Source organism: Pseudoalteromonas sp. 0303, assembly GCF_013349995.1.
GTDB lineage: Bacteria > Pseudomonadota > Gammaproteobacteria > Enterobacterales > Alteromonadaceae > Pseudoalteromonas.
The window spans coordinates 1-3,685 of record NZ_JABVXF010000077.1 but is presented as its reverse complement, the minus strand read 5'-3'; the positions used below and the strand labels follow the sequence as shown (position 1 = coordinate 3,685).

Annotated in this window: 2 protein-coding genes and 1 pseudogene; 1 reads left to right on the top strand and 2 read right to left on the bottom strand. The window is 34.0% G+C overall.

The window, feature by feature from the left end; all coding sequences use genetic code 11:
- Both HUS62_RS22095 and HUS62_RS22090 read right to left on the bottom strand, forming a co-directional pair.
- A pseudogene (locus HUS62_RS22095) lies at window positions 1-93 on the bottom strand (transposase); the annotation flags it as partial.
- 228 nt (window positions 94-321) lie between these two features.
- A complete protein-coding gene (locus tag HUS62_RS22090; RefSeq protein WP_175081171.1) occupies window positions 322-1,578 on the bottom strand; it encodes a hypothetical protein in 1,257 nt (418 codons plus the stop codon).
- 583 nt (window positions 1,579-2,161) lie between these two features.
- Here HUS62_RS22090 and HUS62_RS23410 point away from each other — a divergent pair.
- A complete protein-coding gene (locus HUS62_RS23410) occupies window positions 2,162-2,503 on the top strand; it encodes an NINE protein (RefSeq protein WP_175081170.1) in 342 nt (113 codons plus the stop codon).
- The last annotated feature ends 1,182 nt before the right edge of the window (window positions 2,504-3,685 follow it).

Genomic DNA, 3,685 nt, shown 5'->3' with positions numbered 1-3,685 from the left:
TAAAGAGGCTGCGGCCTCTGAAACTGAATAGCCTTGCTCAGTGACTAAAGCAACTGCTTCTTGCTTAAATTCGGTTGTATAAGATTTATTTTCACGCTATGTCACACTTCACTAAAGCATACAATGATTTATGCACATACGAATGTGGAGCAGGTGCGGGATTCTATAAATCAGGCTTTTAGGTTTATTTAGACTATTTATAGAGTGGGAATTTTCTATTTCTTAAAAAGAAGTAGGAATAACTAATTAATACTAGGAGAAGTAGTTGGGCAGATATATATAAAAAGCCCTAATGCAGTTTGGGCTTTTTTATATTTTGGGTTAGCTGAGGGGTGATAAGTGACCGTTTTTGTTCGAACATCCTCTCCACGGTTGATAAAGCTCGTTAATGTGGACCCATTGTTCGGAACCATAACCAGATAACTTAGCAGACAGAGCTAATTTATACATAGTGCGGTTATTGTTGGTTTCGATAATTCGGCCACAAAAGGTGTTATCTCCAACTTTCAAGCTTTTTCGCCAACTAGATAGGGCAAGTCGTTCTTGTTCCTTTTTTCTTTGCTTGGCTATTCGTTCTTGTTTTTGTTTCATCGCTATTCTAGCTTTTTCTTGCTCTTCTCTTTCATATTTTTCTTTCATTAATCGAGATAAGCGCACTTCAGCATCAGCAACTAAACCATCAAGGTCGTCTCCCTTGTATTTATTAATAATGTCACTTAATTCATCAATATCATTAGTTGTTGTTAAAGCATATGCTCTGGCATTATTTCTAGCTTCAATTAGATAGTCATGATTCTTTAATTGAGCAATATTAGAATATTTATTAATAAATGTTTGAGATTTTGAGTGATCAAGTTTCGTTTTTTGAAATTGACTTTGGAATATTTTATACCTTCTATCAGCGGCTTCGTTTATTAAATGTTCGTATATTTTAGATTCATTTAAGGCTAAGTGTAGCTCTTCTACATCAAATGACACTTTATACATTTTACTCAATAAAGCTGCTTGGGCAAATGATGTGAGAACTTCTGTAGCTACTTCATTCGCACTATAGTTAGCGCTCAGCTTAGAAAACTCTGAGTCGCAAAAGTCCCGCCTTTTATCATCTTTGAGTAATCCAAAAACAGACTTTATGCACCCTGCTTTCACGCTCACTCCAAAAGTTGGGACTGCCTTAGAGCTTTTATTTAGGTCAATACCATTTACTTTAGCTTCAGCCAGCACAGTAACTCTACCTGATGCTAAATTGATCGCTAGCTCTTCTTCGCCACCAGCTCCCAAGCGAGCTTTCCAAGCACCACTTATTTTATCTAAACTCACCAGTTCGATATTTGGGTCAGTTCTATTCAAAGCCGATTGAGCATCCGAAGTACCATACCCATGCCAAGAAGAAATAACATATTCTTTCTTTATATCAGGCCATTCAATATCGATATACTCAGATTTATTAGGGGCATTTATGTAGACTGTTTTCGAAACAGCTTGCTCGGTGTTACTAGGTGTTGAGTTACATGCTACTAGTACAAGTGCACTAATTAATGCAAAGGAACAACGAATTGATTTTTTCGTTTTTAGCATCCAATTCTCCATAATTTGTTATTACTTTTATTTTTATCCATTCATAAACTTCAATTATTTGAATTAACAATTAAAGTGGCACAATTTATAGCATGAACTCAAAAATTTCACAATTCAAAACCCAACCTAACCCATTGTTTAAATTAGACATTTACCCTTTTTGAATACAAAAATCTTGGTTTGGTGTAAAGAGTTTGTTTGGTATTTCTGTGGTGGGGTTAAATACTAAAATAAATTTTAGTATTCAATATTTACGTATAATAACCTCTTTTTGAGAGCATAAAACCAGCACGATACGCAAAACTAATAGGCTCCCTCTAAAGCACACGATAATTTTCGCACATAAAAATTTGGAACAGTTAAGAAATTCCATTACAGAAGCATTTAGCTTTCTCTAATTTTCAACCCGTACCCAATAAAGTGTTTTTCCTTTTATAACAGGTACATAGAACATTTACAGATTGATTTTTCATTAACGAAAAAGTAATAATAGTCATTTATGGTTTATATCGTAGGTTACTATTTGGATCTGCTTTATATGCCAAAAAATATTTAAACAAAAATAAAATAAGGAAATGAAGCCGTGAGTGAAGTTCAAGAGCAAAAAGTTAAACAACCTGATGAGGTTTTTTGCGGAGAGTGTGGGGAAATCATAAAAGCCAAAGCAGAAATTTGTCCGAAATGTGGGGTTAGACAAGAAAGTGCGCCATACCATAGCGACAAAAATAAAACGATTGCAGCTCTACTAGCATTATTTTTGGGGGGAATAGGAGCCCATAAGTTTTACTTAGGTAGAATTGGTTGGGGTATAGTATATCTTGTTTTCTTTTGGACAGTCATTCCGACTTTAATTTCATTTATTGAATTCATCATACTACTTGCAACAGATGAAAAAGCATTCAATAAAAAATACGCTACAGAATAATACCTCTAACTTAAATTGGTTATCACATTATGGAAGTATCCGAGACAGGCAAAAGTTTAGACCAAAAATTTTGCAGAGAATGTAGATGTAAAATCAATATTAAAGATCGAATATGTAAAGCTTGTGGAGTTCGACAATTTTCACCCAAGCGTGAAACTGGAACTTGGTGGCTACCAATTCCAAGCTTTTTTATTGGACTTTTCTGCGTTGCAATGTTCATAGAAGAGGCTGCTTGGGCTAGTGAAGACTATATAACTTGGCTCTCCAGTGCTGTAACTAGCGTCATATTAGGTATATTTACATTAAGGACGCAGAGTAAGGGCCAACTTTTGGCAAAACTTGGCATATTTTTTTCACTATTATCCCCCATCATAGGCACGATGATATTTGCAATATCGATGGTAGATTAAACTCTAAACTAGATAATAATTATTACAGTATTATCTGATGTGAAAAACCATTCTTATTTCTACTTAATGTTACAGTCAATAATTTCAATTGCTGTAACATTACTTAGTTAAGACCCCTTATGATTTAATAAAAACCTTCTTAAAATGGCAAATATAATATATTGAAGATATTAGCATTGCATGAAACAGCGTTATGCCAGATACACCTATCAAATACGATTATTTATGCATATAAAAATTAGAGTAAGTGATAAATTCTATTAATCCGATCCTTAATTTTATAGCTAGTTTTAAAAAATTAATTCACTTTTCCTTTTAATTGCCGCCATAAACATTGAGCTCTATCGATCAATTTCTAAAAGCTATGAATCTAATCGCTCAAGATAGTTACTGTTCAGTAGTGTAATTAATGTTCATATTTTTGATATATCTCATTATAAAGAGCTGTAGTTTTGTAGATGCAACTATCAATTGCTTGCAATAATTTCTATGGGTTATCAAACAATCAGTTAACAACTTTTTTCATTAACTATTGCCTTCACGTTAATACAGGGTTAACATTGCAATTAGTAACTAATTAATTTTAAAGGAAAAAGGTACAATGGAAGGGAGTATTCTCCACTACTGCAGTGATGAAAAAACAGGGATTATTAAAGCCGATGATGGCAGCCGCTATAACTTTACTATTGGGGATGCACGGCGGGATCGCACTTTGTAAAAAGGCTTTAACATCCGCCTCTTTTCTGATCTAATAACGCCCACATTGTCACTA